This is a genomic window from Shinella granuli, from assembly GCF_004341885.1.
In the GTDB taxonomy this organism is placed as follows: domain Bacteria; phylum Pseudomonadota; class Alphaproteobacteria; order Rhizobiales; family Rhizobiaceae; genus Shinella; species Shinella granuli.
The window spans coordinates 225,762-249,227 of sequence record NZ_SLVX01000002.1 but is presented as its reverse complement, the minus strand read 5'-3'; the positions used below and the strand labels follow the sequence as shown (position 1 = coordinate 249,227).

Annotated in this window: 22 protein-coding genes; 6 read left to right on the top strand and 16 right to left on the bottom strand. The window is 66.9% G+C overall.

Translation table 11 applies throughout. The features are described 5' to 3' along the window. Nucleotides 1-2: 2 nt before the first annotated feature. The 7 genes from EV665_RS04370 to EV665_RS04340 all read right to left on the bottom strand — a co-directional run bounded on the left by EV665_RS04370 (nt 3) and on the right by EV665_RS04340 (nt 6,480). Nucleotides 3-518, bottom strand: coding sequence for a superoxide dismutase family protein (locus EV665_RS04370; protein WP_133033221.1), 516 nt, complete (start codon nt 516-518; stop codon nt 3-5). Nucleotides 519-587: 69 nt separating this feature from the next. Beyond that, complete coding sequence (nadC, locus tag EV665_RS04365) at nt 588-1,493, bottom strand: carboxylating nicotinate-nucleotide diphosphorylase (RefSeq protein WP_133033220.1); 906 nt, start codon at nt 1,491-1,493, stop codon at nt 588-590. Then, nucleotides 1,490-1,861, bottom strand: coding sequence for a type II toxin-antitoxin system RelE/ParE family toxin (locus tag EV665_RS04360; protein ID WP_064329603.1), 372 nt, complete (start codon nt 1,859-1,861; stop codon nt 1,490-1,492). Before EV665_RS04360 ends, nadC begins: the two co-directional genes overlap by 4 nt. Next, nucleotides 1,858-2,115 (bottom strand): type II toxin-antitoxin system ParD family antitoxin, encoded by a 258-nt coding sequence (locus EV665_RS04355; RefSeq protein ID WP_206362200.1) that lies wholly within the window; start codon nt 2,113-2,115, stop codon nt 1,858-1,860. The genes EV665_RS04360 and EV665_RS04355 overlap by 4 nt, the downstream gene beginning before the upstream one ends. Before the next feature lie 60 nt (nt 2,116-2,175). Continuing rightward, nucleotides 2,176-3,774, bottom strand: coding sequence for an L-aspartate oxidase (locus tag EV665_RS04350; protein WP_133033219.1), 1,599 nt, complete (start codon nt 3,772-3,774; stop codon nt 2,176-2,178). 220 nt (nt 3,775-3,994) lie between these two features. Then, nucleotides 3,995-5,074, bottom strand: coding sequence for a quinolinate synthase NadA (gene nadA / locus EV665_RS04345; protein ID WP_133033218.1), 1,080 nt, complete (start codon nt 5,072-5,074; stop codon nt 3,995-3,997). A 170-nt stretch (nt 5,075-5,244) separates the two neighbouring features. Then, a complete protein-coding gene (locus EV665_RS04340) occupies nt 5,245-6,480 on the bottom strand; it encodes an MFS transporter (RefSeq protein WP_133033217.1) in 1,236 nt (411 codons plus the stop codon). 301 nt (nt 6,481-6,781) lie between these two features. Here EV665_RS04340 and EV665_RS04335 point away from each other — a divergent pair, with 301 nt between their 5' ends. Beyond that, nucleotides 6,782-7,774: a magnesium transporter CorA family protein gene (locus EV665_RS04335; protein WP_064329599.1), complete on the top strand. Its 993-nt coding sequence runs from the start codon at nt 6,782-6,784 to the stop codon at nt 7,772-7,774. On the opposite strand, the gene EV665_RS04330 is transcribed toward EV665_RS04335, so the two are convergent. The 3 genes from EV665_RS04330 to EV665_RS04320 form a co-directional block, all read right to left on the bottom strand. After that, nucleotides 7,771-8,616 carry an MOSC domain-containing protein gene (locus EV665_RS04330; protein ID WP_133033216.1) on the bottom strand — a complete coding sequence of 282 codons (846 nt, stop codon included), beginning with the start codon at nt 8,614-8,616 and terminating at the stop codon, nt 7,771-7,773. The genes EV665_RS04335 and EV665_RS04330 overlap by 4 nt on opposite strands. A 79-nt stretch (nt 8,617-8,695) precedes the next feature. Next, the gene (locus EV665_RS04325) at nt 8,696-9,349 is read right to left on the bottom strand and encodes an HD domain-containing protein (protein ID WP_133033215.1); all 654 of its coding nucleotides are present in this window, start codon (nt 9,347-9,349) and stop codon (nt 8,696-8,698) included. Between the two features lie 36 nt (nt 9,350-9,385). Next, nucleotides 9,386-12,235, bottom strand: coding sequence for a DUF2339 domain-containing protein (locus EV665_RS04320; protein ID WP_133033214.1), 2,850 nt, complete (start codon nt 12,233-12,235; stop codon nt 9,386-9,388). A 162-nt stretch (nt 12,236-12,397) separates the two neighbouring features. On the opposite strand from EV665_RS04320, the gene EV665_RS04315 reads away from it, so the two are divergent. Beyond that, a complete protein-coding gene (locus tag EV665_RS04315) occupies nt 12,398-12,919 on the top strand; it encodes an alkaline phosphatase PhoX (protein WP_133033213.1) in 522 nt (173 codons plus the stop codon). Between the two features lie 10 nt (nt 12,920-12,929). Here the strand turns inward: EV665_RS04315 and EV665_RS04310 are convergent, their stop codons facing one another. Next, the gene (locus tag EV665_RS04310) at nt 12,930-13,439 is read right to left on the bottom strand and encodes a PaaI family thioesterase (protein WP_133033212.1); all 510 of its coding nucleotides are present in this window, start codon (nt 13,437-13,439) and stop codon (nt 12,930-12,932) included. Then, a complete protein-coding gene (recO, locus tag EV665_RS04305; protein ID WP_133033211.1) occupies nt 13,436-14,200 on the bottom strand; it encodes a DNA repair protein RecO in 765 nt (254 codons plus the stop codon). Before recO ends, EV665_RS04310 begins: the two co-directional genes overlap by 4 nt. Nucleotides 14,201-14,405: 205 nt before the next feature. Here recO and EV665_RS04300 point away from each other — a divergent pair, with 205 nt between their 5' ends. Next, complete coding sequence (locus EV665_RS04300; protein ID WP_162852972.1) at nt 14,406-15,137, top strand: L,D-transpeptidase; 732 nt, start codon at nt 14,406-14,408, stop codon at nt 15,135-15,137. A 46-nt stretch (nt 15,138-15,183) separates the two neighbouring features. Here EV665_RS04300 and EV665_RS04295 read toward each other — a convergent pair whose 3' ends face one another. Both EV665_RS04295 and EV665_RS04290 read right to left on the bottom strand, forming a co-directional pair. After that, nucleotides 15,184-15,546, bottom strand: a complete 363-nt coding sequence (locus EV665_RS04295; protein WP_064329591.1) for a hypothetical protein — start codon at nt 15,544-15,546, stop codon at nt 15,184-15,186. Nucleotides 15,547-15,560: 14 nt separating this feature from the next. Next, nucleotides 15,561-16,049 carry an SRPBCC domain-containing protein gene (locus tag EV665_RS04290; RefSeq protein ID WP_133033210.1) on the bottom strand — a complete coding sequence of 163 codons (489 nt, stop codon included), beginning with the start codon at nt 16,047-16,049 and terminating at the stop codon, nt 15,561-15,563. Between the two features lie 72 nt (nt 16,050-16,121). Between EV665_RS04290 and EV665_RS04285 the strand changes: the two genes are divergently transcribed. After that, nucleotides 16,122-16,445, top strand: coding sequence for an ArsR/SmtB family transcription factor (locus EV665_RS04285; protein ID WP_133033209.1), 324 nt, complete (start codon nt 16,122-16,124; stop codon nt 16,443-16,445). A 29-nt stretch (nt 16,446-16,474) separates the two neighbouring features. Here EV665_RS04285 and bla read toward each other — a convergent pair whose 3' ends face one another. Then, nucleotides 16,475-17,368, bottom strand: a complete 894-nt coding sequence (gene bla / locus EV665_RS04280; RefSeq protein WP_133033208.1) for a BKC/GPC family carbapenem-hydrolyzing class A beta-lactamase — start codon at nt 17,366-17,368, stop codon at nt 16,475-16,477. A 144-nt stretch (nt 17,369-17,512) separates the two neighbouring features. Continuing rightward, nucleotides 17,513-19,822, bottom strand: a complete 2,310-nt coding sequence (locus tag EV665_RS04275) for a Tex family protein (protein ID WP_133033207.1) — start codon at nt 19,820-19,822, stop codon at nt 17,513-17,515. A gap of 228 nt (nt 19,823-20,050) precedes the next feature. Here EV665_RS04275 and EV665_RS04270 point away from each other — a divergent pair, with 228 nt between their 5' ends. Beyond that, nucleotides 20,051-21,100 (top strand): ABC transporter substrate-binding protein, encoded by a 1,050-nt coding sequence (locus EV665_RS04270; protein ID WP_064329586.1) that lies wholly within the window; start codon nt 20,051-20,053, stop codon nt 21,098-21,100. Further along, nucleotides 21,087-23,450: a putative bifunctional diguanylate cyclase/phosphodiesterase gene (locus EV665_RS04265; protein ID WP_133033206.1), complete on the top strand. Its 2,364-nt coding sequence runs from the start codon at nt 21,087-21,089 to the stop codon at nt 23,448-23,450. Before EV665_RS04270 ends, EV665_RS04265 begins: the two co-directional genes overlap by 14 nt. The last annotated feature ends 16 nt before the right edge of the window (nt 23,451-23,466 follow it).

Genomic DNA, 23,466 nt, shown 5'->3' with positions numbered 1-23,466 from the left:
CCCTATTCGATCACGGCGCAGGCGAGACGGTCGCCCGCGCCGCCTGCCGGATCGGTGCGGTAGTCGTCCGAGCCGGCGTGCACGACGAGCGCGCGGCCGCGGATGCCGCGCTCGGCATCGTCGAGGCGCACCATCGTCGAATAGACCTGCGCCCGCAGCACGCCATCCTCGGCGACATACTGGTTCGGCAGGTCGCCGGCATGGGGACCGTCCGCCGAGACGAAGCCGTGGCTCTTTTCATCCGGATTGAAATGGCCGCCCGCCGATTCGTGGCCGCCCGCATGTTCGCAGGTTCCGTTCTCGTGGATGTGCAGCGCCACCCATTTGCGCGGCTCGAGGCCGGAAACCTCCACCTCGAACAGCACGCCGTCGCGGCCGGCGGTCACCTGCGCGCGGCCGGTCTCCTTGCCGTCACGATCGACGAAATTCGCCCGCGCCGTATCCGTCGCCTGCTGGGCGGCGGCGGGCAGGCTCATGAGCGGGGCGGCCAGTACCGCGCCTGCAACGATCTTCCACATGATGCATCCTTCCGATTGCCATTGTCCATGGAACCGGAACGCATCGTCCGCCGGGGTGTTCCGGACGGGTCAGCTCACGACGACGTCGAGGCCGATGTCGAGCGTCGGCGCGGCCATGGTGATCTTGGAGGTCGAGATGTAGTCGACCCCGGTTTCGGCGATGGCGCGGACGGTCTTGATGTTCACGTTGCCGGAGGCTTCCAGCTTCACGCGGCGCGGATCGGCGGCATAGGTCGCCTCGCTCAGCCCCGCGCAGTCGCGATTGATCTCGACGGCGCGGCGCAGGAGCTCCGGCCCCATATTGTCGAGCAGGATGACGTCCGGCTGCGCCTCCAGCGCCTCCTCCAGTTCCTCCAGCGTCGTCACCTCGACCTCCACCTTGACGAGATGGCCGGCGAAGGCGCGCGCGGCATGGATGGCGCCGGCGACCCCGCCGGAGACGGCGATGTGGTTGTCCTTGATGAGGATCGCGTCGTCGAGGCCATAACGGTGCGACGAGCCGCCGCCCATGCGCACCGCATATTTTTCGAGCGCGCGCAGGCCCGGAATGGTCTTTCGCGTGCAGCAGACCGTGGCCGGCGTATGGGCGATCTCGGCGGCGAAACGCGCCGTGTAGCTCGCCACGCCGCTAAGGTGCATGAGGAAGTTGAGCGCCACCCGCTCGGCCGAAAGCACGGCGCGGGCGGGGCCGGAAACCCGCGCGATCACCGTGCCGGGCGCAAGCCGGTCGCCGTCCTCCACGAAGGCCTCGAAGCGGATTTCGGGATCCATCAACCGGAACGCCGCGCGGGCGAGATCGAGGCCGGCGACGACGCCGTCCTCGCGCGCATTCAGTTCCGCCCGCGCCGAACGCTCCGGCGCGATGGTCGCCTGGCTGGTGATGTCGCCGGCGCGCCCAAGGTCTTCCGACAGCGCCGCGCGCACCTGGTCCTCCACCATCAGGGGCGAGAGAACGGGGAGATAGGGGGTGGTCATGGCGGAGAATCCTTTTCAGGGCTGTTGGCGTCGACGAGCCGCTTCAGCGGCTCCATGCGTTCATGCAGGACGCGGAGAATGACGATATCCTGTGCCTCATCCGGGCCCGCGACAAGATGATAATAAAGGACATGCGCAGCGGCGTGGCGCCGGGCTGCGGCGCGGGAAAGATGCATGGAGCGCACGCCGGGGCGAAGCTCGTCGCGGGCACGCGACGCCGGCCGGAGCGGGTTTTCAGCCAGGAGGCCCATGGCATGCTCGATCAACGCGGCATAGTGCATGGCCTGGGCAACGCCGAAGGCCGTCACCGTGTAGCGCGCGATCTCCGCAAGGTCCCGCCCGGCCTCAACCGTCAGCCGAACGGTCATTTCTCGCCGATGGCAGCGGTGAATATGTCCGTGACGGAGCGGCCGGAAAACTCGCCCCGCTCCGACTGAGCCAGCCCGGCATCGACCGCCTTGCGCAGGAGCGCGAGCTTGGCCGCCTCGCTTTCCTGCTCCTGGCGCATCAGGCGCAACGCATCGCGCACGACCTCGCTTGCCGAGACATAGGAGCCGCTTGCGACGGCTTCCTCGATGAAATCGGTGAATTCCGGGGTCAGGCTGACATTCAGCGTCGGCATCGTGCGATCCTTTCGCCCGATTCTAGCGTGGGAAGAGCGATTGTCAATTTTTGCCAAGCCTCAAGCCGCCGCCGTTTCCGAAAGGTCCGCAACCACCTTCTCGGCATCGGCGAGGGTGAGGAAGGTGCGGTGCTTCCAGTCCGCCTTCTGCTCGGTGAAATCGGAACGGAAGTGGCCGCCGCGGCTTTCCTCGCGCAGATAGGCGCCCGTCGCGATGAGCTTTGCGGTGGTGACGATGTTGTGGAAGCGCATGCGGCTGTTTTCGCGCTCCAGCGCGGCGATCTCGCGGATCGCCGTCGCAAGGCCCTCGCGGCTTCGGATGACGCCGACATGGTCGCTCATGACGCGGCGCAGGCGCTTCAGCGCCGGGCTGTCCTCGATGGTGACGAGGTCGTCGCTCTCGCCGGCATTCTTGCCCCAGTCGTTGATCTTCGGCTCCGGCAGCATGCCCTTGATGTTTTCCGCGATGCGCGCGGCGAAGACCACGGCTTCGAGCAGCGAGTTCGAGGCAAGGCGGTTTGCGCCGTGTACACCGGTGGAAGTGACCTCGCCGGCCGCCCACAGGCCGTCGATCGAGGTGCGCCCCTCCGCATCCGTCAGCACGCCGCCCATGTGGTAGTGCACGGCGGGCACGACGGGGATCGGCTGGGTGACGGGATCGATGCCGGCGGCGATGCAGGAGGCGTAGACCGTCGGGAACATGTCCGGGAAATGGGCGCCGACAGCCTTGGTGCAATCGAGGAAGGCGCCGCGACCGGCCTGCACCTCGGCAAAGACGCCGCGCGAGACGACGTCGCGCGGGGCGAGCTCGCCGTCCTCGTGGATATCCAGCATGAAGCGGTGGCCGGCGGAATTGATGAGGTGCGCGCCATCGCCGCGCAGCGCCTCGGTGGCGAGCGGCGCCGGGTCGCGGCCGATGTTGATGGCCGTCGGGTGGAACTGCACGAATTCCGGATCGGCGATGATGGCGCCTGCGCGCGCGGCCATGCCGACGCCCTGGCCGCAGGCCTCCCACGGATTTGTGGTGACGGCATAGAGATGGCCGACGCCGCCCGAGCAGAGCACCACGGCGCGGGCCGGGAAATGCACGCGGTTCTTCGACTGGCCGGCATCCGGCCGTGCGACGACGCCGGAGATGAAGCGGCCCTCGCGCACCAGCTCCTCGACGACATAACCTTCGAGAACCCGGATCGACGGCGTCTTCCGCACGGCGGATATCAGCGCCTCCATGATGGCCTTGCCGGCCATGTCGCCCTTGACGCGCACGATGCGGCGCTCCGAATGGGCGGCCTCGCGGGAGAGCAGCAGCTTGCCTTCGAGGTCGCGGTCGAAAGGCACGCCATATTCGAGGAGGTCATGGATGCGCGCCGGGCCTTCGGAGACCATGAAGCGCGCCATCTTCTCGTCGACGATGCCGGCACCGGCTTCGAGCGTGTCGGCAACGTGCTTTTCGAACGTGTCGCCGGGGCTCATCGCCGCCGCGATGCCGCCCTGCGCCCAGGCGGAGGACGCCCCCTGGCCGATCGGCGCGGCGGCGAGGATGGTGACGGGACGCGGCGCGAGTTTCAGCGCGCAGAAGAGGCCAGCCAGGCCGCCGCCGACGATGACGATATCGTCGATGCCGTTCCAGGATTGCGGGCGGAAACTATCAATGGGCATGTCATACTCCTCCGACGCTTCGGTCCGCCAGTATGCCCCTCACCTGCCTGCCGGCATCCTCTCCCCGCAAGCGGGGCGAGGAGCGCTGGGCTCGCCGCTTTCCGCCTTCTCCCCGCTTGCGGGGAGAAGGTCCCGGCAGGGGATGAGGGGCAGCGGCAACGGATCGGCGTAATGGCTCTTCGGCGCTGCCTTTCTCGAAATTTCGCGCTGACGCGCTACTCTACTGCTTCAGGTTCACCATCCGCTCGACGGCAAGGCGGGCGCGATCGGCGATCGCCGGGTCGACCACGACCTCTTCCGTCATGTGCACCAGGCTGTCGAGGATCTTCGGCAGCGTGATGCGCTTCATGTGCGGACAGAGATTGCACGGCTTGACGAAATCGACGCCCGGCAGCTCGGCCTGGATGTTGGAGGCCATGGAGCATTCGGTGACGAGCAGCACGCGCGAGGGACGGTGGTCCTTCACATAGTTGATCATGCCCGAGGTGGAGCCGGCGAAATCGCAGACGGCGATGACGTCGGGATGGCATTCGGGGTGGCCGATGATCTCGATGCCGGGATGGGCCTCCTTGTAGGAGAGCAGCTCGGCTGCCGTGAAGCGCTCGTGCACCTCGCAGTGGCCCTTCCAGGTGAGGATCTTCTTGTTCGTCTGCTTGGCGACATTCATCGCCAGGTACTCATCCGGGATGCAGAGCACCGTATCGCTCTCCAGGCTCTCGACGACGGCGAGCACGTTGGAGGAGGTGCAGCAGATGTCCGTCTCCGCCTTCACGTCGGCCGAGGTGTTGACATAGGTGACGACCGGCACGCCGGGATAACGCTGCTTGAGCAGGCGCACGTCCTCGCCGGTGATCGAATCCGACAGCGAGCAGCCGGCCTTGGCGTCGGGAATGAGCACCGTCTTTTCCGGGTTCAGCAGCTTGGAGGTCTCGGCCATGAAATGCACGCCGCACTGGATGATGATCTCGGCATCCACCTTGGTGGCGTCGCGGGCGAGCTGCAGCGAATCGCCGACGATGTCGGCGACGCAGTGGAAGATTTCCGGCGTCTGGTAATTGTGCGCGAGGATGACCGCGCCGCGCTCCTTCTTCAGCCGGTTGATGGCGGCGACATAGGGCGCATAGACCGGCCATTCGAAGGCGGGGATGAACTGCTTCACCTTCTCGTAGAGGTGCTCGGTCTCGCGGGCGATCTCGGGCGTGAAGGCGAGGTCCGGTTTCTCGACGACGCCGAAGCGCTCCGCGGCGGTGAGCGGACGAGCGGCTTCGGCCATCCCCGCATGCTGGGCCAGAACGGTCATGGAACCCTCCCTTTCTTCCGCCGCCCTCCGGCGGAAAGGCTATTTTGCTCAATCTGAGCATAATAGCTCCAAAACAAAACCGGCATTGCCGGTGGTTCAGATTTAGAAACTTTTGTGACGGTTTGCAAGAAGCCCCGTCCGAATTCCTTCGGGCGGGGCAAGGTTCCGGATCAGGCGGCGGCCGGGCGTGCGACGCCCCTCTCCTCGATCGGCCAGTGCACGATCGCCGCGAAGATGCCGAGCGCCGCGCCGAGCCACCAGACCGGATCGTAGGTGCCGAAATGGTCGTAGAGATAGCCGCCCATCCACACGCCGAGGAACGAGCCGACCTGGTGCGAGAAGAAGACGATGCCGCCGAGCAGGCCGAGATGCTTCGTGCCGAACATGATGGCGACGAGGCCGTTGGTCGGCGGCACGGTGGAAAGCCAGAGCAGGCCCATGACGATGGCGAAGACGATGACCGAGGCCGGCGACTTCGGCAGGAGGATGAAGGCCGCCACCGCGACCGAGCGGGCAAGGTAGATATAGGCGAGGAAATAGGGCTTCGAATAACGCTGGCCGATGAAGCCGGCGGCGAGCGAGCCGATGATGTTGAAGAAGCCGATCAGCGCCAGCGCGATGACGGCATAGCGCGCATCGATGCCGATATCGCCGAGATAGGCCGGGAAATGCGCGGTGATGAAGGCGACCTGGTAGCCGCAGACGAAGAAGCCGGCGACCAGCAGCACGTAGCTGCGATGGCCGAGCGCCTCGCGCAGCGCCTCGCCGATGGTCTGCTTGTATTCGCTCGCCGCGGTGATGCCGGAAGAGGAGTTGCCGCGCAGTGGAATACCGAGCAGCGGCACGATGAGCATCAGCACGCCGAGATAGACGAGGCTGTCCGACCAGCCATAGGCACTGATGAGGCCCTGCGACAGCGGCGCGAAGAGGAACATGCCCGCCGAGCCCGCCGCCGTGCAGATGCCGAAGGCCATGGAGCGCTGGTCCGGCGTCACATTGCGCGCGAAGGCCGAGAGCAGGATGCCGAAGGAGCCGGCCCCGACGCCGAGGCCGACCAGCACGCCGCCGCCGACATGCAGCCAGAGCGGCGAGGTGCCGAGCGACATCAGGAACAGGCCGAGCGCATAGACGAGGCCCGAGACGAGCAGCACGCGCCAGGTGCCGAACTTGTCGGCGATGGCGCCGAAGAACGGCTGGCTGACGCCCCAGGCAAGGTTCTGCAGCGCCATGGCGAGGCCGAAGGTGGTGCGGTCCCAGCCGGTATCCTGCAGCATGGGCAACTGGAAGAAGCCCATCGCCGAGCGCGGGCCGAAGGTGAGCACCGCGATCAGCGAGCCGGCGAGAATGATGAGCCACGGCATGGGCCGGCTGGCGGCAGGTGCCGCAACGACGGATGGGGTGGACATGGTGCGTCTCCGGAAATCAGGCCCGGACCCTACGCCGCGCCATGCATGAACAAAAGCGAATTTAATTGACCGGACGATCAGCCGGATTGATGAAAGCCCGCCACGCCGCGCCCCACCGGATGTGCTTGACGCCACGGCATTTTGAGCGCATGCCCCCGTCAGGCGTCACATAGCGCCAACCGAACCCGGATAAGATCATGGACCCCGACAGTCGACTATCGAGAGCAATCGAGCGACCGATCCGGTAGGAGCCCCGAAAAGGCTTTGCTCCGGACGGCGAGAATGCCTCAAGGAGTGAAGCATGCTGCAAATCTATGCCCGCAGGGCGGACCGCTTCTGCCTGCGTGAAATTTCCAACCCGGCCATCGAGCAGGCGATCGCCCCTGCCCTCTGGTACGACCTCCTGAGCCCGACGCCCGAAGAGGTGACGGACGTGGAGGCGGCGCTCCACATTTCCATCCCGACGCGGGAGGAGATGGAGGATATCGAGCTTTCCGCCCGCCTCTACCAAGAGGACGGCGCGGAATTCATGACGATGACGGCGCTCACCAATCTCGACGGCGACGAACCGACGAAGATGCCGGTGACCTTCATCCTCACCGGCCCGACGCTGGTGACGGTGCGCCATGCCGACGCAAAGCCCTTCACCACCTTCTGCAACCGGGCGCTGCGCGGCAACGGCCACAGCTACGAGACCGGCGAGGACGTGATGCTCGGCGTCATCGAGGCGGTCATCGACCGCATGGCGGACGTGCTGGAACGGCTCGGCAACGAGATCGACGGCATTTCGCGCGAGGTCTTCCGCAGCAAGACGGGTTCCTCCACCAAGAAGACGCGCGACCTGGAGGCGCTGATCGAGCAGCTCGGCCGCAAGGGCGATTTCCTCAGCGGCGTGCGCGAAAGCCTCGTCAGCATCTCGCGCCTCGTCGCCTATCATGCGGCGGTGGAGAACCCGACCCGCCGGCCCTCCAAGGAAATCCGCCAGCTCGTCAAGCTGGTGCAGCGCGATGCCGCCTCGCTCGGCGACCACGCCGCCTTCCTGTCGGGCAAGATCAACTTCCTGCTCGACGCGACGCTCGGCCTCATCAACCTGGAGCAGAACCAGATCATCAAGATCTTCACCGTCGCCTCGGTCGTCTTCCTGCCGCCGACACTGGTCGCCTCGGCCTATGGCATGAACTTCGAGCTGATGCCGGAGCTGCAATGGCACTTCGGCTACCCCTACGCGATCGGCCTGATGATCATCTCGGCGCTGATGCCGTTCCTCTACTTCAAGCGACGCGGGTGGGTTTAAGCCCGCACCTTCATCGGCCAGCGCTCGCTGCGCGTCCGCGTCACGCGCACCGTATCGCCGAGGCGGACCTCGCCCTCGCCGCGCGGCACGGCGTTCCAGCCGAAGAGCACGCCGGGCACGCGGCGGTCGGCGGACATGCGCTTTTCGGCAAGGCCCTGGATCGGGTTGCCGCCGATGCGCTCGCCGGTCATCTGGTCCTGCGTGGTCATGATGCAGCGGGCGCAGGGTTTGACGAAATCGAAGGCGATGCCGTTGATCTCGATCGATTCCCACAGGTCCTCCGCCCAGGGCTCGTCGCAGGAGACGAGGATGTTGGTGCGGAAGCGGTCCATGCCGACGGGCTCCTGGCCCTTGGCGAGAAGGGTGCGGTTGAGGTCGGCGAGCGAGCCGGTGGTCGTGACGAGGATGGGGAAACCGTCGGCGAAGGCGACCGGCGCCGGGCTGCCGGCCCAGTCCTCGCCCTCCAGCCGCTCGGCCCGCGCATCCATGTGCACGAGCCTGACCGGGCGCGCGAGCCAGTCCGACAGGACGTCGTTGACGGCCTCGTCGGCGACGGCGGCATTGACCGGGCTGTCCCAGACGGTCACGTCGAGACGATCCTCGGGATCGAAGCTGGCAAGGAGCTGGCGGCCCTCCATTTCGAGATGCAGGCTTTCGCCGACCGCCGTCGCCTCGACGCGGGCCAGCGCCTGCAGCTCGCGCTGGGTGATGAAGCGGCCGTCCGGCTCGACGACCATGAAGCGCCGGTCGCCGGCAAGGCCGTCGAGGCGCACGCCGGCGCTTTCGACGGGGATGGCCCGGCCGCTCTTCAGCGGGTGAATGTTGAGACCCTCGACCTTCATGCGGGCGACCTTTCCTGAAACGTTGATTCAACGGCCTGCCGGACAGATTCAATACGGCGGCACAAAAGCATGTTTTTCTTCAGATTTCATCCAGCAGCATGGCGCGGATCGCCCGCAGGCGCTCCGTCCGCTCCCCCGCCATGCGCGCGCCCGCCGCCGTCTGGAACCCTTCCGCCAGCCTGAACAGCTTGACCTCGAAATGATCGATGGCGAAGGCCTTGTCGTCGAGCGGGCGGTTTTCGCCGAGCGGATCCAGGGGATCATAGAGGCCGCTGCCCATGCGGCCGGCAATGTAGAAGCAGCGCGCGGCGCCGATCATGCCGATCGCATCGAGCCGGTCCGCATCCTGCAGGATTTTTGCCTCCAGCGTCTGCGGGGCAAGATTGGCGGAGAAGCTGTGCGTGAGGATGGCATGGGCGACGGCGGCCACGTCCTCCTTGCTCCAGCCTTCGGCGGCAAGCAGGCCGGCCGCCTTCTCGGCAGCAAGGCGCGAGGCCTCGGCGCGCAGCGGCGAATTCTTCTCCACCGCCACGCAATCGTGCAGCAGCACGGCGGCCGCCAGCCGCCGCGGGTCGCCGCCCTCCTCCGCCTGGATGCGGCGCGCGCTCTTCCAGACGCGGATGAGGTGCGCGGCGTCGTGCGAGCCGTCATCGGCGGAAAAGGCCTGCGGCAGCAGGCGCTCGGCAAGGGGCCCGAGGGGCGAAAAGGCAGCAGCGAGGCAGGCGAAGGTCATGGGCGATCCGCAAGTGGTTGCCCATGACCTAGCCTGTCACGCCTCGGCGTTCAATTCCGCCTTTTCGCCGGTCCCGGACTTTCCCGAGAGGATCTGCTGGTAGAACAGGCCGATGCCGATCAGCACCGCGCCCAGCCCGATGAAGGAAAGCGCCCGGAGGATGCCTTCGAGATTGGCCATGTCGATCAGGAAGACCTTGATGACCGCGATCAGCACGAGGCCGGCGGAGGCAAGGCGGATGCTCTTGGAATCGAACTTCGAGCCGACCGCCAGCAGCAGCACGCCGAGCAGCAGCCAGACGACCGAATAGGTATAGGTCTCCGGCTGGAGGAACCCCTTCCAGTCGGCGATGCCCTCGCCATGCCAGTAGCGGCGCACGCTGAGCGTGACCCAGGCGAAGGCGAGCGCCACGCCGGTCAGCGCCAGCATGATCACATAGGGCATCGGCCGCCGGCCGCGCGCATGGAAGGCAAGGCCGCCATAGGCGATGCCGGGCAGGAGGTAACCGACGAAGAGCAGATCCAGGACCGGCCACTTGCCGAGCAGTTCGCCGGTGAAATAGGGGTTGAGGCCGACGAAATGGGCGCTGAGGATCGACAGGATCGAGAGCCCGCCGACCACCATGGAGCCGTAGCGGAAGACCGGGCTCGGCGATTTCAGGTCGAGCGACATCAGGATCGCCGAAGCGCCGATGACCAGCAGCGTGTAGATCGACTGTTCGCCGAGCGTCGGCACGGAACTGTCGAGCACGCCGCCGTTCATGCCGTGCCGCACGAGGATCGCCGCCGTCAGCAGAAGGAAGAGGCTGGCCAGCGCCTGCAGGAGATTGCGGATTTGCGTTCCCGGCCAGCGGCGAAGCTCGAAGGCCGAGAGCGCGAGCAGAGCGGCCGGAATGCCGTAGCCGGCGAGCAACTGGTTGAAGACCGGCGTCTTGGAAAGGTTTGCCGCGCCGACGATGGTCGGCTCCCAGCCGATGCGGCCGGCGACAATCGCGGCCGCCCCGGCCATCAGCCAGGGCAGGACCGGCCAGCGGCGAAGGCGCGTCGAAAAGACGGCGGCGGCGCCGAGGACCGCAATGCCGATCGTCGTGGCAAGGCCGTCCGTCATGGCATGCAGCGCCAGCACGAGGAAGGCGAAGCCGCCGGCGACGAGCGCCCATTGCGGAAGGAAGACACCCTCCTCCTCTCCCCGCCCGCGGGAAAAGGCGTCCGCAGCAGCGAGGAAGACAAGGCCGAGCACCACCGCAAGCAGGCCATGCTTCAGATCGAAGGAGAGATTGCCGAAATTGAGGAAGCTCATGGCGAGGATGGCGAAGGGCACCGCCGGGGCGATGAGGCTCCAGAGCGCTGCAAAGGCGGAAGACCCTGCCAGGCGCAGGCGCACCGCCGCAAGGCCGACCGCAGCATAGGCGACGGCGAGGGCCAGCAGCAGGTTGACCGGCACGAGGCCGAGCACCGGTACCGGCAATGTCGACGCGCCCTCCAGCGTCGGCGGGGCGAGCGTGGAGAAATCCTCGAACAGCAAGCCGCCCGGCGAGACCACCATCGCACCGACGCCGACCACCGCCGCGATGGCGGAAAAGAGCGCCGGATAGACCGCCCAGCCGCGCAGCGCGCCGAGCACGGCGAGCGCCATCACGACCGCGGCGAAACCGTAATCCGCCCGGGACAGCGCCGGAACGGCATTGGCCAGAACCAATGCCGGGAAGACCAGGGCAAGGGCGCCGGTCAGCGATACCGCGACGGCCGGCGGGGCGAACAGGCGGTCCAGCGGATCGGCGGAGGCAGCGCCCGTCGCGGGCGGCATGTCGTCCGCCGTGACATTTCCCGGCCAGAGGAGGCCATGACCGACGGCGAGAACGAGCATGGCGAGAAGCACCGGCAGGACCTCGACCGCGCTCGCCTGCGAGAGATAGAGCACCGCCCAGAGCGCCATGCCGGCATTGGCGAGTGCCGGCACGACCTGCCAGCGGCGGATGCGCGCGGCAGTGAAGGTGGCAAGCCAGGCGACCGAGAGGAAGCCGAAAAGGCCCCAGGCGCTCGGTTCCTCGGTCGCGACCAGCGCGGGCGTGGCCATGGAGGCGAGCAGGCCAAGGCCGGCAAGCGCCTGCCCGTGCAGGAGCGACAGGCCGATCGTCGCGAAGGAAACGGCGGCAAGCAGCACGAAGGCGGTCAGCGGGCCGAAATAGCCGTAGAACTCATAGGAGACATAGGTGACGGCGAAGAGCGTGATGGCGCCGGCCGCCGTCAGCACGCCGGGAATCATGGCGTTCTGGAAGGCATTGGCGATGACCGGCAGGGTGCGGCGGCGCACGAACTCGCCCACCGCCATCAGAACGAGACCGAAGACGGCGGCAAGCGACAGCCGCACCGCCGGGCTGAGCAGCCCCGCCTCGATGGAATACTTGACCATGAAGATGCCGCCGAGCGCCAGCGCGATGCCGCCCACCCAGACGGCCCAGCGCGCGCCGATGCGGCTTTCGAAGCTCTCCTTCGGCTTTGCCGCAGCCGCGGGAACGGCGGAAGCCGTCGCGGCAGCCTCCTCCGCAGTCTCGCTCGCAACGGCTTCGGCCGGAACGGCGGGCGTACTGCCGCCGAAGATCGCGCGGCCCTTCGCGGCCTCGTCGGTGCCAGCCGTCTGCGCGGCGGCCCAGGGGCTCGCGAAATCGGCCGGCGCCTCCTCCTCCTCGGCGTCCTCCTCGCGGATGGCCTCGGCCGTGTCGGCGGTCGCCGCCTCCACCGGCGCGGCCAGGCCCCCGGCCTTCAGCATTTCGACCTCGCGCTTCAGCCGCATCACCTCTTCGCCGAGTTTCTGCGCACTGTTTCGCGATGCATTGAGGGTATAGAGCGCCAGGCCGAGAGCGACCAGAGAGAGGATTTCGAGCATTGCGACTCCAACACGGGCATTGTCCGGGCGCGAAGACTACCCGGTTTTTTCCAAAGACTAAACGGGGTTACGTTTGAGGCCGGCGTTCTCTTCAGCTTGTCGCACGGTTTTCATACAAGGCGGGCACAATAGCCTCTTCCCGATACCAGTCCGGAGCCCGCCATGTCCCAGATCCTTCGCAACGCCGACGTCCCGCAAGGGGACCGGCGGCCCGAGGACGGCTTCGGCCATGCCTATGCCCTCGCCTGCCGCATCGACGGGCATGGCCGCGTGGTCACCTATTGCGGCGATGGCGGGCACCTCTACAAACTGGTCGCAAACCACGCCGGGCAGCCGGAACGCCTCGATGACGGCACCCTCCATGTCGCGCATTTTTCGGCCGATGGCGAGGAGGACTGGATGCCCGTCGCGTTCGGCGCCGCGCCGCTGGTGATGGAAAACGGCACGCTGACATGGATGCCGGTCGCCGGCCGGCCGATGGGCACCCGGACCGGAGCGCGCCGTCCCACCCGCCTGGACGGCATCCGGGACGTGGCGGCGGACGCGAAGGCCGGCACGGTCCGCCTCCGGCTGGCCGGCGAGGGCGACCGGTTCAGCCATGTCGTCGAGATCGTCGAAGCCGGCGGCGACTTCGCCGCGACGCGCGCGCATTGGGAAGTGCTTTCCACCCGAACCGGCCGATGACAGGCCCGAATCAGCGCATCAGGTTTTCGATCGGGAAGATCGCGCAGGTTTCCGTGCCGTGGGCCAGCAGCTTGCCGCTTCCATCGCGCAGCCAGGCTTCGGATGTGGCGATGGTGCGGCCGCGATGCACGATCCTGCCCTCGCAGAACACCTCGCCCATGCCGGGCAGGACGGGGCGCACGAGGTTCAGCTTGAACTCGATCGTCGTATAGGCCTCGCCCGGCCTGACGACGGAGAAGACGGCGCAGCCGAGCGCCGAATCCATCACCGTCGCCGTCCAGCCGCCATGCACCGTGCCGAGCGGATTGAGATGATCGGCCGACGGCAGGCCGGCAAAGACGACGCGGCCGTCCTCCACCTCCGTCAGGCTGAAGGCGAGCGTCTTGGCCATCGGCGGAGCGGGCAGATCCCCGGCCAGCATCGCCTGCAACACCTTCAGCCCGCCGTCGCGTCTCACCACGTCAAGCGGCAGCGTGCCGACGCCGGCGACCGTCAGCCCCGGATAGATTTCGACCGTCATGCATGCGCCTCTTCGGGTTGATCGTGTCGCGGCGCGCCGAGCGCCTTCAGCGCCGCCTGGATGAAGCCGTCGCGGGCGCTGGCGAGTTCCAGCCCGCGCGGCTCGCAGACATGGCGGTTGAGGAAGAAGGCCGTCAGCCGGAAGCCGTCGGCAAGGGCGGCGGCATCGGCAGCGTGCCGGCTCTCGTCGCCGAGGAAGGCCGGCAGCGCCAGCATCTTGTCCGCCCAGGGCGCGCCGGCCGCGCGCGAGACGACGCGGCCCGATTTCGGCGAGACGTAGCAGAGATCCTCACGCGTGCCGGTGGCGGCGCATTCGAAGAGGTCGAGGCCGAAGCCGAGGTCGTTGAGCACGGCAAGCTCGAAGCGCACGAAGAGCTCGCCGGCATCGGCCGGCTCGTGCAGGTGGTCGAGGATGACGGAAAGGGCCTCGTAGAGATGGGGATGCGGGTCGCGCTCCGGCAGGAAGCGCAGCAGCGCCGCCATGGCCTGCACGCCGTAGACGGCGGTCGCCGTCTCCATCAGCCGCCCGGCGCGCAGCTCCAGCGGCTCGATGCGGAACTCGCCGAGATGTTCGTCGAGCCGCGCGCGCCAGGTGACGTCGACCGAGTTGCCGGGCTGGAGCACCGGCTGCATGGTCCGCGAGCGCCCGCCGCGCACCATGCCGAGATGCCGGCCACGGCTGCGCGTCATCACCTCGGCGATGACAGAGCTTTCGCCGTGGCGCCGCACGCCGAGAACGATGGCTTCCTCACTCCATTGCATGGTCAAAGCCTTACGCCCTCACCGGCGCCGGGGCAAGCGGGCCGCAGCATGCGGCGGAACGACGCGTGGCCGCAGGGACACACCCAAGCCATTGCCACAGTTTCGCTTTTTTCTCGCCGCGCCGGTGCCCGCTTTGCCGACAAAGAACCCCGCGCAAGGCTTTCAAGCCAGATTCCGGAATTGAAGAACGACAGGTGCCCCCTTCATGTGTGTGTCCCGCGCCCGCGCTTTCGCGGCTCTCCGCCCCCTCGCCCTCCTTGCCCTTGCGGCGACGCTTGCAAGCTGCGCCACCACCGCCAAGCCGGTGAAGAAGGGACCGGACCCGATGCATGTCGCCATGTACGGGCCGCATCCCGAAGAGCGCTTCCCGCTGCCGGCGATGGATATCAGCAAGGTGGATCCGAAATATTTCCGCCAGCAGGTCGCCTACCAGACGGCGGAGCCGGCCGGCACCATCGTCATCGACACGCAGAACCGCTTCCTCTACCTCGTGCAGGGCGACGGCATGGCGATGCGCTACGGCATCGGCGTCGGCAAGGCGGGGCTGGAGTTCGAGGGCGGCGCGCGCATCGGCCGCAAGGCGGAATGGCCGCGCTGGACGCCCACCCAGAACATGATCGCGCGCGAGCCGGAGCGGAACCTGAAATGGGCCGGCGGCATGGAGCCGGGGCTGACCAACCCGCTCGGGCCGCGCGCGCTCTACCTGCACAAGGACGGCAAGGACACGCTCTTCCGCATCCACGGCACGTCCGAGCCGTGGTCGATCGGCAAGGCGGTGTCGAGCGGCTGCATCCGCCTGTTCAACCAGGACATCATCGACCTCTACGGCCGCGTGCCGACCGGCAGCCGCGTCGTCGTGCTGCAGCACCAGGCGCCGGCCGACCAGCCTGTGCCGATGGCCGCCGCCGACGGCCTGACGCCGCCCGCCGCCATCTGAGGCATTTTCCGGGGGCGGCCTTGCGCCCGTCCCCGGACCGTCTTCGTCACCAGGCGTCGGGCTCGCGCACCATGTGCACGATATTGGCCGGGTTCATCACCCAGCCGCCGCGAAAGCCCGCGCCCAGATCCTCGATGGGATCGCAGCGCACGACGCCGTTCCGCTCCAGATGGCCGAGGGCGACCTTGTGGTCGGGTGTGAAGAGCTCCAGCCACACCTCCGCCTGGCTGTAGCCCGGCGCCTCGTCGATCCACAGCCGGTTCGGGCCGAGCAGGAAGCCCCTTGCCGGGGCCTTGTCGTCGAAGGGCTCCAGCCCGACGACGTCGCGGTAGAAGGCGAGCGTCGCCTCGTACTGGTGCGAGGGGACCTTCATGGCGATGTTGATGCCGCCCTTGATTTCAGCCGTCATGGCAACCTCCCGTCTCATGTGAAATCCTGCTGCTCGGAGGCGACGACGCCCTTGAGCTCGCTCGGGTAGTAGCCCTCGCGCAGGTTGATGCCGTATTCGACATAGGCCTTCATGCAGGCCAGCATCTGCGACCAGCCCTCGCAGTTCATGTAGGACGATTTCTGGCCGCGGGCGTTGTCGCGCCAGCCGGTCTCGGCGATGGTCACCATCGTGCCGCCGTCCTCCAGCGGTTTGAAGCGCATCTCGACACGCGTCTTGTAGGGCGCCTCCCCCTCATCCACCATCGCATCCCAGCGAAAGACGATCAGCGCGTTCTCCTCCACCCTGTCGACGATGACCGGGGCCATGCCCCACCAGGTGACCGTCGTGCCCTCGACCAGCGGGGCGCTCGACCCGCCGATGGTCGTGAAGTAGCCGCTGAGCTTTTCCGGATTGACCACCGCGTCGAAGACCTCGGCGACCGGCTTGCCGATGCGCCCATTCACACGAAATTCCAGCGTCATGCCGTCCTCCTCCCGGGGCGTACTGCCCCTCTCGATCTTGCCTGCCGCCAAAATATGTTATAAAAATATAACATGTCAAGCGAATCGAAAGAGGACGCCGTTTTCAAGGCGCTGGCCAATGGCAAACGGCGGCAGATGCTGGATGCGATCAAGGATGCGCCCCTGACGACGGGCGCACTGTGCGAGCGTTTCGCGGAGATGGACCGCTGCACGGTCATGCAGCACCTGAAGGTGCTGGAAGAGGCGGACCTGATCGTCGCCCGCCGTGAGGGGCGCGAACGCTGGAACCACCTCAATGCCCTGCCGATCCAGGCGATCCACGACCGCTGGATCAGCCAGTATGCCGGCCACGCGATGAGCGTTCTTTCGGCGCTCAAGGGCGAGCTGGAGGGCTGAAGCGCCGCCGCAAGGACGGCGCCCCCGTCTCAGACCTCGGCGGCGATGCGCCCGATCTCGGCGATGACGGCATTGCGCGCGTCGCCGGAAATGCCGGGGATTTCGCAGAAGGCGGCGACGATGACGGCGCCGCGGTCCGGCGACCAGGCGACGGCGACATCGTTGGCATTGCCGGCCTTGTCGCCGTTCGTGCCGGTCTTGTCGCCGGTCATCCAGCCGGCCGGGAAACCGGCGCGCAGCCGCGTGTCGCCCGTCTTGTTCATCACCAGCCAGGCGGCAAGCTGCGCCTTCGAGCGGGCCGACAGCACCTCCGCGAAGAGCAGCCTGCGCAGCGTTTCCACCATGGCGGTCGGCGTCGTCGTGTCGCGCTCGTCGTCTGGCGCCTCATGGTAATTGAGCGTCGGCTCCGTGCGGTCGAGCCGCGTCACCGTGTCGCCGAAACCGCGCAGGAACGCCGTGACGGCCTTCGGCCCGCCCGATGCGGCGAGCAGCAGGTTGGCGGCGGCATTGTCGCTGAGCGTGATCGTCGCCTCGCAGAGTTCGGCAATCGAGATACCCTCCCCGCCGACACGTTTCTCCACCACCGGCGACCAGTCCACGAGGTCCGCTTCCTTCACGACGATGCGCCGGTCCAGCGTCTCCTCGCCCCGGTCCACCCGGGCGAGGATGTGGCCCGCCAGCAACGCCTTGAAGGTGCTGCACATCAGGAAGCGTTCCTCCGTGTTGTGACCGAGGCGCGCGCCTGTCGCGAGATTAAGTATGGCAACGCCGATGCGCCCGCCGTGACGCGCCTCCAGCGCGGCAAGCCGCTGCGCGCGGTCCCCGCCGGCGGCAAGGCCGGTGCCGGCCGTCAGCGCCGAAACCGCGGGAATGGCAAGAAGAGCGCCGGCCATGGCCTGCCGGCGCGAAATCGTGATCGTCATGTCTGCTTTCCTGTCTGTCGGATGCTGGCCGCGCCTTGCGGCCCGGCCCGTTTGAGCCCGCCCACGCCGCAACAATGGACGGCGGGGCGGTTCAGGACAAACGACGATTTCTGCCGACAGCCATTAGGAAAACTGGGGCTTGCCTTATTTTCGCTTCATCGCCTCGGCCAGCGCCGCGCCGAAGGCGCCCTGCGCGGGTGCCTGCTGCTTGGGTGCCGCCTGGCTGAATTTCGGCTTCATCTGGGCGTTCCGGTCGCCCCGCGGGGCATTGTCGCGGGCGGCCGGCGCGCCGCCGTCCTTGCGCATGGTGAGGCCGATGCGCTTGCGCGGCACGTCCACCTCGGTGACGCGCACCTTCACCACGTCGCCGGCCTTCACCACCTCGTGCGGATCCTTGACGAAGCGGTCGGCGAGCTGGGAGACGTGCACGAGCCCGTCCTGGTGCACGCCGATATCGACGAAGGCGCCGAAGGCGGCGACGTTCGTCACCGTGCCCTCCAGCAGCATGCCGACCTTGAGGTCCTTGATGTCGTCGACGCCGTCGGCAAAGGTCGCGGTCCGGAATTCTGGACGCGGGTCGCGGCCGGGCTTTTCCAGTTCGGCGAGGATGTCCTTCACCGTCGGCAGGCCGAAACGCTCGTCGACGAACACCTTCGGATCGAGCGTCTTCAGCGCCGCACTGTCGCCCATCAGCGTGCGCACGTCCCGCCCGCAGGCCGCGACGATCTTCTTGGCGACGCCATAGGCTTCCGGGTGCACCGAGGAGGCATCGAGCGGCTCCTTGCCGTTCGGGATGCGCAGGAAGCCGGCGCACTGCTCGAAGGTGCGCGCGCCGAGGCGCGGGACCTTCATCAGTTCCTTGCGGCTTTCGAACGGGCCGTTGGCATCGCGATGCGCGACGATCGCCTCGGCCGAGGATTTTCCAAGGCCGGAGACGCGCGCGAGCAGCGGCGCGGAGGCGGTGTTGAGATCGACGCCGACGGCGTTCACCGCGTCTTCCACCACCGCATCCAGCGAACGGGAGAGTTTTCCCTGGTCGACGTCGTGCTGGTACTGGCCGACGCCGATCGACTTCGGCTCGATCTTCACCAGTTCGGCAAGCGGATCCTGCAGGCGGCGGGCGATGGAGACGGCGCCGCGCAGCGAGACGTCGAGGTTGGGAAATTCGGCGGCCGCCGTTTCCGAGGCGGAATAGACCGAGGCGCCGGCCTCCGAGACGATGACCTTGGTGGGCTTGGGCGCAGGCAGTTGCGCGAGCATGTCGGCAACCAGCCGTTCCGTCTCGCGGCTGCCGGTGCCGTTGCCGATCGAGATCAGCTCGACCTTGTGCTTGCGGATGAGGCTGGCAAGTTCCGCCTGCGTGCCGCGCACGTCGTTCTTCGGCGGGAAGGGATAGACGGTCGTCGTCTCGACCACCTTGCCGGTATTGTCGACGACGGCGACTTTCACGCCGGTGCGGATGCCGGGATCGAGGCCCATCGTGGCGCGCGTGCCGGCGGGGGCGGCGAGCAGCAGGTCCTTGAGATTGCGGGCAAAGACGCGGATCGCTTCCTCCTCGGAGCGTTCACGCATCTCGCGCATCAGGTCGAGCGAGAGCGACATGGAGAGTTTCACCCGCCAGGTCCAGCCGATCACCTCGGCCAGCCACCTGTCGCCGGGCTTCGTGCCGATGGCATAGAAGGAGGCGATGATGCGCTCCACCGGCTTGACGGCCTCGGTGCTGTCCTGGTCGACGACGATGTCGACCGACAGGAATTCCTCGTTCCAGCCGCGCAGCATGGCGAGCGCCCGGTGGCCGGGCACCGTCGCCCAGCGTTCGGTATGGTCGAAATAGTCGGAAAACTTCGCGCCGGCCTCCTTTTTACCCTCGACGACCCGCGAGCGCAGGAAGGCATTGTCCTTCATGTAGTCGCGCAGGCGCTTGAGGAGATCGGCATTTTCCGTGAACTGCTCGGCGACGATGTCGCGTGCGCCCTCCAGCGCCGCCTTGACATCCGGCACCTCGGCCGAGAGGAACGTTTCGGCCAGCTCCGCCGGCACCGGCGCACGGTCGGCGAGAATCTGTTCGGCGAGCGGGCCGAGGCCGCGCTCGCGGGCGATCTCCGCCTTGGTACGGCGCTTGGGCTTGTAGGGCAGGTAGATGTCCTCAAGCTCCGCCTTGGTCGTGACGGCGGCGATCTTCGCCGAAAGCTCGTCCGTCAGCTTGCCCTGCCCCGCGATCGATTCGAGGATCGAGGCGCGGCGCGCCTCCAGCTCCCGCAGATAGGTCAGTCGCTCGGACAGCGTGCGCAACTGCGTGTCGTCGAGGCCGCCGGTCACTTCCTTGCGGTAGCGCGCGATGAAGGGCACCGTCGCGCCCTCGTCGATGAGCGCCACGGCGGCGGAAACCTGCGCGGAGGTCGCCTTGATCTCGGCGGCGATCAGGTTCGCGATCTTGAGCGGTGTCGGGGCCATGTCGAATTCCTCTGGTTGGCGCGGTCGGCGACCATAGTGCGCGGCCGGCGGGAGGCCAACTGCAGGCCCGTGAGCCCGCGACCACGTCCACAATATATATCACCGCCATAAAGGTCGGCAGGACTGTGCCACGGTTGAACGCCCGTTAATACAGGCTTAGAGGTTGTAACGCTTCATAAAGTCTTGCCGTCTATCCTCACCGCACGTAACGGCAACGGGGCCTTCGGTATGCGCGGCGCTTTTCTTGCAGCAGTCTCACTGGCGGCCCTCCCCGCGGAAGGCCCCGCGCGCGCGGCAACCCTCAACCTGTTGATCTGGGAAGCCTATATCGACGAACAGATCCTTGCCGACTGGACCGCCGAAACGGGTATCGAGGTGCGCCAGACCTTCTATGACAGCGGCGACGTGCGCGACGAGATCCTCGCCGACCCGAACAGCAATGTCGACGTCGTCGTGACCAACGAGAACGGCGCCCGGCTCTACGGCAAGCGCGGCGTCATCGCCGCGCTGGACCAGAACAACGTGCCGTCCCTGAAGGACTATGCGGAGGGCTGGGCGAGCCGCTGCGGCGGCTACGGCGTGCCCTATCTTTGGGGCACGATGGGCATCCTCTACCGCTCCGACAAGATCACGACGCCGCCGACCTCCTGGGCGGACTTGATGAAGCCGGCCGAAAGCCTGCACGGCCATATCGCCATGTACGACGATCACGCCGAGGCCTTCGTCGCCCCGCTCGTCCTGCTCGGCAAGTCGGTGAACGCCAACGACAACGAGACGCTGAAGGCGGCCTACGAACTGATGAAGGCGCAGGCGCCCTATGTGCTCACCTACGACTATGTGGTCACCTCGGTGCAGAGCCCCGACAAGGGCCCGAACATCCACATGGCGCTCGGCTATAGCGGCGACCAGTACACGCTGAACGACAAGGTCGCCTCGCCCGGCCTCTGGCGCTACGTGGTGCCGAAGGAGGGCACGCTCTCCTGGCTCGACTGCATCTCCGTCAGCGAGCGCTCGCACAACAAGGCGCTGGCGCTGCAACTGGTCGACTATATCAGCAATGCCGAGAACGGCGCCCGCAACGCCATCAAGCTCAACATGCCGACCGCCAGCTCCGCCGCCCTCGCCCTGCTGCCGGAAGACATGCGTTCCAATCCCGAAATCTATGCCGCACCGGAAATCCTGGCCAAGAGCCAGTTCCAGGAGGAACTGACCGTGCAATCGGTCCAGGCCCGCCGCCGCATCATCAGCAGTCTGGCCCAGATCAGTGACGCTCGGTAAACGCGCCCTTTCCCTCATCTTCCCGGTCGTGCTTGCTGGCTACGTGCTCGCCGCCTCGCTGATCTACTACGTGCAGAGTTCCTCCATCCTGGCGCTGGAACGCGCGCGCCTCTGGCAGCAGATGGGCCTGCTCACCGCCGTCTTCCAGAACGAGGTGACGCAGAACCGCAGCTTCATCTATTCGCTCGTCGAGGGCGGCGCGGTGCGCCTCTTCGTCAACGAGCCGGATGCGGCCTATCGCAACACCGCGCTCGGCGTGCGTCTGCAGCAAAGCATCACCTCGCTCTCCGACGACCGCAAGCGCTTCATCTCCGTGGCGATCATCCGCCCGCCGCTGACGGTCGACTACTATTTCGAGGACAGCGACGATCCGTTCGCCGAGATCACGCCGCAGCAGATCCGGCATGCAAGGCATGTGATCGAGAGCCCGCGGCTCTCCTCCTGGACCTATCTCAACGCCGCCGGCATCGAACCGCTGATCGTGCATTCGGAGTTCATCGATCCGCTGACCTTCAACCGACCGGTCGCCAGCGCCAAGAGCGGCGCAATCCTCGTGCAGACCGCGGTGCGGCCGAAACTCTTCCTCGACATGAAGCGGGCGCTGGAGAAGGAATACGGCACGGCGATCGAAATCGGCCAGCACCAGCTTCTGGCACAGGGCGGTCTTTCCGCGACCGCGACGCTGAGCCCGTCTCTCTTCGCCCGGCTGACGCCGGATCCGGCCTTCATCGAGAACCGGCTGTGGACGCTGAAGTCGCTGCTCGCGCTCGGCGCCATCGCGCTCAGCCTGTGCACGATCATCCTGGTGCTCGGCCTGGTACGCCGCTACATCACCAATCCGATCGCCCGGCTCGACCGCCAGCTCACCGACGTGATGACCGGCAACCGCAGCGCCCTGCCGGAGATGAACGAGATCGGCGAGATCGGCCGCCTCTCGGCCAACGTCAAGCGGCTGCACGACCAGTCCATGCAGTCCTTCGATCTCGTGCAGAACGCCTCCTGGACGGATACGCTGACGGGCATTTCCAATCGCGAATATTTCAACATCCGCTCCACGCAGATCCTAGAGGAAGCGGAGGCCGAGGATATCGGCTGCACCCTGCTCTTCATCGACGTCGACAACTTCAAGTTCGTCAACGACAAGCACGGCCACAAGATCGGCGACGAGCTGTTGAAGACACTGGCCGACCGCATCTCCGCCATCGTCGCCCGCGTCGTTTCCGAACGCGGCCTGCCGGACGGACTTTTCGCCCGGCTTTCCGGCGACGAATTCGCCATCATGCTGCGCTGCCAGCCAGGCAGCGGCACGATCACGGAAATCTCCGAGAACATCCTCGCCCTCTTCGCCGAGGGGTTCGAGGTGCTGGACAAGGCCTATCCGGTCACCGCCAGCATCGGCATCGCCGTCTATCCGGAAGATGCCCGCACGCTGGCCGAACTCGTCGCCAATGCCGATGCGGCCATGTACCAGGCGAAATCCCAGGGCAAGAACGGCTCGGCCCGCTATTCCCGCTCGCTGCACGAGAAGCGCAACCGCCAGCGCCGCATCGAGGAGGAGCTGCGCGTCCTCGATCCCGACCGCGAATTCCACCTCGTCTACATGCCGATCGTCGACGGCCACGGCAAGGTGACGGGCTGCGAGGCGCTCTTGCGCTGGACCTCGCCCGTTCTCGGCCGCGTGACGCCCGACGAATTCATCCCGATCGCCGAGACGACCGGCCTCTTCAGCAAGATCGACTGGTGGGTGATCGACCGGGCGATGGCGGAATACGGGCAGATCAGGAAACTCTTCGGCCCCGAGACGATCCTCTGCATCAACATTTCTTCCGCCGAGCTCTACACGAAGTCGATCAGCGACCATTTCTGCGACAGCGCCGACCGGCACGGCATCGATGCCCGCATGATCGAGATCGAGCTGACCGAGACCTTCGCCGTCAAGCTCGGCGAGCAGTCGCGCCGCAACATCGAGATCCTGCGTGCCCGCGGCTTCCGCATCTCCATCGACGATTTCGGCGCGGGCTACACCTCGGTGCAGCAGATCATCGAATATCCCGCCGAGACCATCAAGCTCGACCGCGAGCTCGTCGAAAGCCTCACCCGCTCCGCCGCCCTTCCGACGCTGCGCGCGCTCGTCGCGCTCTGCCATGCGCAGGACATGTCGGTGATCGCGGAAGGCGTCGACACGACGGAGAAGATGGCGCTGCTCGCCGCCGCAGGCTGCGACCTCTACCAGGGTTATCTCATCAGCCGTCCCCTCTCCCTCGAGGAGATCGGCATCTGGGCGATGCAGCGGCTTGTCGAGAAGGCCCGCGAGGCCGCCCAGAGCCCCGATCGCCGCGCCCGCGCCTGATACTTTCCGCCGCTTG

Bases quoted from the DNA above. Each gene is read 5' to 3' on its own strand.
- EV665_RS04330 (WP_133033216.1), bottom strand. From the start codon at position 8,616: ATGAAGGTCGAGGGTCTCAACATTCACCCGCTGAAGAGCGGCCGGGCC.
- EV665_RS04370 (WP_133033221.1), bottom strand. From the start codon at position 518: ATGTGGAAGATCGTTGCAGGCGCGGTACTGGCCGCCCCGCTCATGAGC.
- EV665_RS04320 (WP_133033214.1), bottom strand. From the start codon at position 12,235: ATGCTCGAAATCCTCTCTCTGGTCGCTCTCGGCCTGGCGCTCTATACC.
- EV665_RS04295 (WP_064329591.1), bottom strand. From the start codon at position 15,546: ATGACGGCTGAAATCAAGGGCGGCATCAACATCGCCATGAAGGTCCCC.
- EV665_RS04310 (WP_133033212.1), bottom strand. From the start codon at position 13,439: ATGACGGTCGAAATCTATCCGGGGCTGACGGTCGCCGGCGTCGGCACG.
- EV665_RS04290 (WP_133033210.1), bottom strand. From the start codon at position 16,049: ATGACGCTGGAATTTCGTGTGAATGGGCGCATCGGCAAGCCGGTCGCC.
- EV665_RS04285 (WP_133033209.1), top strand. From the start codon at position 16,122: ATGTCAAGCGAATCGAAAGAGGACGCCGTTTTCAAGGCGCTGGCCAAT.
- EV665_RS04350 (WP_133033219.1), bottom strand. From the start codon at position 3,774: ATGCCCATTGATAGTTTCCGCCCGCAATCCTGGAACGGCATCGACGAT.
- recO (WP_133033211.1), bottom strand. From the start codon at position 14,200: ATGCAATGGAGTGAGGAAGCCATCGTTCTCGGCGTGCGGCGCCACGGC.
- EV665_RS04315 (WP_133033213.1), top strand. From the start codon at position 12,398: ATGTCCCAGATCCTTCGCAACGCCGACGTCCCGCAAGGGGACCGGCGG.
- EV665_RS04300 (WP_162852972.1), top strand. From the start codon at position 14,406: ATGTGTGTGTCCCGCGCCCGCGCTTTCGCGGCTCTCCGCCCCCTCGCC.
- EV665_RS04270 (WP_064329586.1), top strand. From the start codon at position 20,051: ATGCGCGGCGCTTTTCTTGCAGCAGTCTCACTGGCGGCCCTCCCCGCG.
- EV665_RS04335 (WP_064329599.1), top strand. From the start codon at position 6,782: ATGCTGCAAATCTATGCCCGCAGGGCGGACCGCTTCTGCCTGCGTGAA.
- nadC (WP_133033220.1), bottom strand. From the start codon at position 1,493: ATGACCACCCCCTATCTCCCCGTTCTCTCGCCCCTGATGGTGGAGGAC.
- nadA (WP_133033218.1), bottom strand. From the start codon at position 5,074: ATGACCGTTCTGGCCCAGCATGCGGGGATGGCCGAAGCCGCTCGTCCG.
- bla (WP_133033208.1), bottom strand. From the start codon at position 17,368: ATGACGATCACGATTTCGCGCCGGCAGGCCATGGCCGGCGCTCTTCTT.
- EV665_RS04340 (WP_133033217.1), bottom strand. From the start codon at position 6,480: ATGTCCACCCCATCCGTCGTTGCGGCACCTGCCGCCAGCCGGCCCATG.
- EV665_RS04325 (WP_133033215.1), bottom strand. From the start codon at position 9,349: ATGACCTTCGCCTGCCTCGCTGCTGCCTTTTCGCCCCTCGGGCCCCTT.
- EV665_RS04275 (WP_133033207.1), bottom strand. From the start codon at position 19,822: ATGGCCCCGACACCGCTCAAGATCGCGAACCTGATCGCCGCCGAGATC.
- EV665_RS04360 (WP_064329603.1), bottom strand. From the start codon at position 1,861: ATGACCGTTCGGCTGACGGTTGAGGCCGGGCGGGACCTTGCGGAGATC.
- EV665_RS04355 (WP_206362200.1), bottom strand. From the start codon at position 2,115: ATGCCGACGCTGAATGTCAGCCTGACCCCGGAATTCACCGATTTCATC.